Origin of the sequence: Nocardiopsis sp. JB363, from assembly GCF_900143625.1 — a bacterium.
Classification (GTDB): domain Bacteria; phylum Actinomycetota; class Actinomycetes; order Streptosporangiales; family Streptosporangiaceae; genus Nocardiopsis.
In genome coordinates this window covers 106739-112770 of the sequence record NZ_FRFF01000201.1, presented here as the reverse complement: position 1 = coordinate 112770, position 6032 = coordinate 106739, and the positions used below count along the sequence as shown (strand labels likewise).

The following is a 6032-nucleotide window of genomic DNA, read 5'->3' as shown; positions in this document are numbered from 1 at the left end:
TACAACTCACCCACCACACCCACCGGCACCGAACGCAAGAACCCGTCCAACACCCAAGCGCTCATCCCATCCAACGGCCTACCGATCGGAACCGACCCCGAAGGCACATCCCCCGCATCCACCCGAAAATGAGCAGCGAAAGTCGTCGTCTCCGTCGGCCCATAACCATTGGCCACCACCGTGTCCGGGCACGCGGCCACCACCTTCGCCACCGCCGAAGGCGTAGCCGCCTCACCACCGGTGATCACCTCACGCAACGGCGCGAAACACGTCGGATCCTGCGCCGTGAACAAGTTGAACAACGCCGCCGTCACAAACGTCGACGTCACCCCATACTCCCGGGCCACCCGCCCGAAATCCTCCGCCGAAATCCGCCCCGCAGGCGCCACCACCACCGCACCACCCCGCAACAACGGGGTCCAGATCTCATAGGTCGCCGCATCGAAAGCATGCGAGGAATGGAACAGCACCCGCTCATCACGACCACCACCCCAACGACCATCCAAAGCCAAAGCGACCACGTCCCCATGCGTGACCGCCACACCCTTGGGCAACCCCGTCGAACCCGACGTGAACATCACATACGCGAGGGAATCAGGGCTCCTCCGCTCATCCCGCCAGGTGTCATCGACCCGTGAGAACCGTGTTTCCTCCGACCACGTTCCATCCGGGGCCATTTCGTCCAGGTCGATCACCCGGACATCCGCACCCAACCCCTCCGGCACCCGCCCACGAGAAACCGCGTCCGTCAACACGAAACGCGCACCCGTCTCCCGCACCAACCACGCCACACGCTCCGCCGGATCATCCACATGCACCGGCACATAAGCACCACCCGCACGCAACACACCCAACATCCCCGTCACCACATGCGGACCACGCTCCAACACCAGAACAACCGCACCCTCAACGACCAACCCCCCACCACACAACACCGAAGCCACACCCGCACTCCGCGCATCCAACTCCGCATACGAAACCTCACCAAAACCACCCACCACAGCAGGCGCACCCGGCACCCGCGCCACCCACTCCGCGAACACCTCCACAACCGAAGCAGACCTTGGAGTCCGGTCGACGTACTCGGGGTGGTGGCTTTCCTGAGAGGGCATCACGTGACAACTCCTGGATTCAGGTTCGACTGTGCCGTGAAAGGCATCGGAACGGTGGTTCGTCGTTCTCTTACGGAGTGGATCGCCGGGATCTGCGCATGACATAGGGCAGCCAGGTTCGACCAGAACCGATACTCACCTATACCTCTAAGTAGAGCAAGAGATACGGTCATTTCCTCATTTCGCAGGTCAGGCGCACTGGAGCCGCATACCCACCGCATACCGAGAAGAAATCGAGCAAACCCGGACACGAATAAAACGAAAAATACCCTCGACTTCCTCGGAACTCCCGAAGCGGCGGGTCGGGGCCGAATCCGGCCACCGCTCAGGCAACACGGAACCGGCCGCACTTACCCAAAAAATAGACTATTCGGCCACTCTCAATGATGTTTCCGGCGAGTAGGGTTACCTAACAGTGTTCGCTGACCAGGTCCGGCCAAAAAGGGCGCATAAATGGATCGGGAAAGCAAGTATTCTCCACTCGGGCACTTCGAACACGCAGGCCGGAGTACCCGCGCGGCCGAAAACGAGCGAAAGAGGTCACCACCATTCGCTCCGGCTTCCGCACCGGGAGCCCACCTCGACAGCAACACCAGCCTGGGGGAGTGACCGGTATCCGAGTGATCCCACCACCGGGCCAACGAACGTCCGGCGGAACGACCTCGCCTCTGCGTCGCCAGGCGGCCCAGGGCTTCAACAACGTGTTCGTCAGCCTGGAGTGGCTGGCAGGAGGGCTGATCACCGCGCTGGCCGCTCTCGTCACACTGATCGTGGTCTGTGTGGTCGGGTCGCTCTCGCTCATCGGGGTCGGGCTCCCCTTGGTCCCGTCCGTTCTGCGCATGGTCCGGTCGGTCGCCGACCGAGAACGCCAGCGACTCAACCGTTGGGGTGACCAGATGGTGCCGCCCTATGACAGGCCGGTCCCGTCCCACCCCGTGGTCGCCCTCCGCCGAGCGTTGGACGATGCCTCCACTCGACGCGACCTGGCCTGGCTGGTCTGCCACTCCACCCTGGGTCTGACCGTCGGTCTTCTGGGCGTCCTCCTACCTGTCATCGCCATACGCGATACCTTTTTCCCGCTGTGGTGGACGTTCCTCCCGGAGGGCATGGCCGGTGGATCCATCGGTATCCCCGTGAACGACTGGAACTCGGCCCTGTCCGTCTCCCTGATGGGCCTGGGATGGACCGCGCTCCTCTTCGGCCTGGGCACCTCCCTGGCCTGGATCCAGTCCTGGCCCGGAAGATCACTGCTCAACCCGAGCTGCCCCAACGAACTCTCCGAACGCGTGGCCGGCCTGATCACCTCCAGGGCCGCCATCCTGCGTGCCCACACCACCGAGTTGCGCAGGATCGAACGCTCCCTGCACGACGGCGCCCAGAGCCGGCTGGTCGGGGTCAGCATCCTGGTCGGCACGGCCCTTCGTGCTTTGGAGAACGACCCGGAGCGTGCCCGAACCCACCTCGAACAGGCACAGTCCGCGGCCGAGGTCGCGCTCACCGAACTGCGCGCGACCGCCCGTGGCATCCTTCCTCCGACCCTGCAACAGCATGGGCTCGCGGGCACACTCGCGACGATCGTGGCCGAGTGCTCCGTACCGTGCTCGCTGAACACGGAAGGGCTCGTCCCCTGCGCTTCGTCGGTCGAGGCCACCGCCTACTTCATCACCGCCGAACTATTGGCCAACGTCACCCGGCACAGTCACGCGCACAGGGCATCGGTCCGTGTCACCACGGAAGGAGGACTCGTGTTCATCGAGGTATGGGACGACGGCAGGGGAGGTGCCGACCCGGGTCGAGGGACCGGACTGACCGGCATTGGGCAGCGAACCGCCGCGCACAACGGCAACCTATCCGTGCGCAGCCCGCGAGGTGGCCCCACGACGATTCGGGTGGAGTTGCCGTGCGGATCGTGATCGCCGAGGACGACGCCCTGCTCCGTGAGGGCATCGCCTCCCTGTTGAGGGCCGAAGGCATGGACGTGGTGGCGGCGGTGGAGGATCCCGAGGAGTTCCTCGCTTCGGTGGTCGAGCACGCCCCGGATGTAGCCATCATCGACGTTCGTATGCCACCCACCTACACCGACGAGGGGATCCAGGCCGCGCTGCGGGCCCGACGCGTCCGTAAGGGGTTTCCGGTCCTGGTCCTGTCCGCCTACGTCGAGCAGTCCTTCGCCACGGAGCTGATGCGGGGCGGCTCCGAAGGCATCGGGTACCTGCTCAAGGAACGGGTCGGCCGGGTGGACGGCTTCATCGAAGCGCTACGCCGGGTCTCGGCAGGACACACCGCCATCGACCCCGAGGTAGTGGAACAGCTGTTCTCCCGACATCGTCAGGACGACGCTCTGCAACGGCTCAGCCCTCGGGAACGGGAGGTGCTGGCCCTGATGTCGGAAGGCCTGGGCAACGGAGCGATCGCCGAACGCCTGGTCGTCACCGAAGGCGCGGTGCACAAGCACATTCGGCGCATCTTCAGCAAGCTCGATCTGGCGCCCAGTGACGGGCTCGACCGCAGAGTGGAGGCCGTGCTCCGTTTCCTGAAGGCGGTGGGCCCTTGACCACCGACCGGTCGGCCGAGACGGGGCCGGTGGTACAGCCTGCACCACCCCGATCAGGGCAGTCTGCGGGATCGCCTGACCACCGCCACTCTCCTAGCCTGGAGTCGGAAGATGGGCAACGCGTGCGGAGACTCCCTCCCCCACTGAGCAACCTGATCGAGGAGCACGACCATGACCGACCCCTACCGCATCGATGACGCCGCCTCGGCGCGAGCGGTCCCGGACAAACGGCGTCCCCGGCCGGGTCGTCGCCTGCGCGCCACGCTGTGGGGGGTCATCGTCGTCGGCCTGGTGGGTAACGGTGTGACTTCGCTGAGTGGGTTCCATCCCGCGGTCAGCCTCTGCTTCGGCCTCGTGACCGTTTCGGGCATCATCGCCCTGATCGTGCACCACGTCCGGAGCCGCTGACACCGACGATTCGGAACGGCGGGGTCGTTACCGGCCCTGCCCGAACCAGATCAGCCCCTCCCCACTCCGCCATCCTCATGGCGGAGTTTTCGCATGCCCGGAAGCATTTTTATTTCGGCACTCCCATGCCTGCATTTAGCTGAATCGAGCCACAGTAGTTTCACATGCGACCGGAATCGGCCAACACTGTACCGAACGGCACGAATTAAGGTAATCGACAAATAACAGACAGCCACCAAGATCGCTTCAATAATTGCGATCCATGTCACACTCACGCATCCACTCGCCGCCTTTCGATCTCCGAGAAACCTGCGTTCACGCTGTTCAAAGGCGTTATAGCACCCTCTCGAGTGTCCAGGGTGCGCGATGAACCAAGCTTGTACCAAGCATGAACGTTAAGGCCTGAATCTCCTCATAAGTTCTTGTTACCGGCGAGTTCAAGCCACACCCGAATCCCTTGCCAGAGCGAATGGTATATGTGAGTATTCCTGACTGGTGCAGAAAACTGCCGTGACACCGCCGAACGCACCTTATATCTACCTTCAAAAGTTGAAGGTCTCCCTTCATCTCTCATCCCCTAGAAGGAGAAGCCGTGCGGCACGAAACCCTCTCGGGAATCCTCGGAGAAGCCGTCCGTAAGAACCATGTCCCGGGCGCCCAGCTGGCCCTCTACCACCACGGTGAGCTGCAACGGCTCTCCGTGGGAGTGGAGAGGACCGGCACCGGGAGAGCGGTCACCGATCACTCCAGGTTCCCCTTGGGCTCGGTGTCCAAGGTCATCACGGCCGCCCTGGTCATGCAGCTCATGGAGGACGGCGACATCGACCTCGACGCACCCGTCTCCCACCATCTCGGGGCCGGCACGGCTTCGCCAGGCCACCCCTTGGCCGACGTGACCACCCGCCAACTGCTCAGCCACACCGCGGGGCTCGTGTCCGACCGACCGCTCGACGCCCCGACCCATTCCCTGCGCCGCTACGTCGGCTCCCTCACCGGTGACGACCGTGTCAACGCGCCGTGCACCGCCTTCTCCTACTCCAACACCGGCTACGCCGTCGCGGGCCACCTCGTGGAGAACGTCACCGGCCAGGACTGGTGGGAGACCGTGGAATCCCACCTGTGCGACCCCACCGGCCTGGACCTGGCCTTCGTCACCGACCCGCGGCCCCACGCCGCCGGCCCCGGGCTGGTCGACGGCCACGCCGTCACACCGGACGGGACCGCCCACCCGGTGGACTTCCACATCGAGAACGCGCTCGCCCCGGCCGGCGGTGTCGCCGCGAGCGCGACCGCCCTGGTCGACTTCGCACGCGCGTTCCTGGAGCCCGAGGATTCCGGACTCGACGGGGACATTGCCGCACCGGCCGTCCTGCACGAGATGGGGCGGCCCGTCCCCGCGGCGGACCCCTTCGGGCTCGCCGACGGTTGGGGCGCCGGCTGGTCCCTGCACCTGGCGGGGGACCGCCTCTGGTACGGACACGACGGCACGCTCGACGGCGCCACCTGCCACCTGAGAGTCGACCCCCAGGGTGGTTCCGCCCTCGCCTTCACCACCAACGGGACCACCGGCATCCAGGCCTGGGAGGACCTTCTCGTGGGACTACGGAACGCGGGACTCGACGTCGGCCACTACCGACAGACCCACGAGGCGGGTTCGAGGGGAAACCCGACCGAACGCGCGGAGATCGCGGGGAGCTACAGCAACGGAGGCCTGATGGTGGTGGTCTCACCCTCAGGCGAGGCCTACCGGTTCGTCGTCGAAAACGGGTTCGAGGGCATCCTCAGCACCGGCCCCGGCTCCACCTTCACCGTCACCGCGGATCGATACGGAGGTGCCTCCTTCGGCGGCCGCTTCCTGACCGACCCCACCTCCCCCACACACGCGACGGCCCTTCAGTACAACGGGCGCACCCTCCGTCGCAGCGCCCAGCCCGTCCAGCCGAACGCCTGACCATCCC

The 6032-nt window shown here is 65.2% G+C and carries 5 protein-coding genes; 4 read left to right on the top strand and 1 reads right to left on the bottom strand.

What is annotated here, in order from left to right; all coding sequences use genetic code 11:
- Positions 1 to 1112: AMP-binding protein (locus BQ8420_RS30835; RefSeq protein WP_235006584.1), on the bottom strand; the 1112-nt coding region annotated here is incomplete at its 3' end.
- A gap of 605 nt (positions 1113 to 1717) precedes the next feature.
- Here BQ8420_RS30835 and BQ8420_RS30830 point away from each other — a divergent pair.
- The 4 genes from BQ8420_RS30830 to BQ8420_RS30815 all read left to right on the top strand — a co-directional run bounded on the left by BQ8420_RS30830 (position 1718) and on the right by BQ8420_RS30815 (position 6025).
- The gene (locus BQ8420_RS30830; RefSeq protein ID WP_235006583.1) at positions 1718 to 3025 is read left to right on the top strand and encodes a sensor histidine kinase; all 1308 of its coding nucleotides are present in this window, start codon (positions 1718 to 1720) and stop codon (positions 3023 to 3025) included.
- On the top strand, positions 3013 to 3666 hold the full coding sequence (locus BQ8420_RS30825) for a response regulator transcription factor (protein WP_087104005.1): 654 nt from the start codon (positions 3013 to 3015) through the stop codon (positions 3664 to 3666). Before BQ8420_RS30830 ends, BQ8420_RS30825 begins: the two co-directional genes overlap by 13 nt.
- A 171-nt stretch (positions 3667 to 3837) precedes the next feature.
- Positions 3838 to 4074 (top strand): hypothetical protein, encoded by a 237-nt coding sequence (locus BQ8420_RS30820; protein ID WP_087104003.1) that lies wholly within the window; start codon positions 3838 to 3840, stop codon positions 4072 to 4074.
- A 592-nt stretch (positions 4075 to 4666) separates the two neighbouring features.
- Positions 4667 to 6025 (top strand): serine hydrolase, encoded by a 1359-nt coding sequence (locus tag BQ8420_RS30815; RefSeq protein ID WP_235006582.1) that lies wholly within the window; start codon positions 4667 to 4669, stop codon positions 6023 to 6025.
- Positions 6026 to 6032: the final 7 nt, after the last annotated feature.

Bases quoted from the DNA above. Each gene is read 5' to 3' on its own strand.
- BQ8420_RS30820 (WP_087104003.1), top strand. From the start codon at position 3,838: ATGACCGACCCCTACCGCATCGATGACGCCGCCTCGGCGCGAGCGGTC.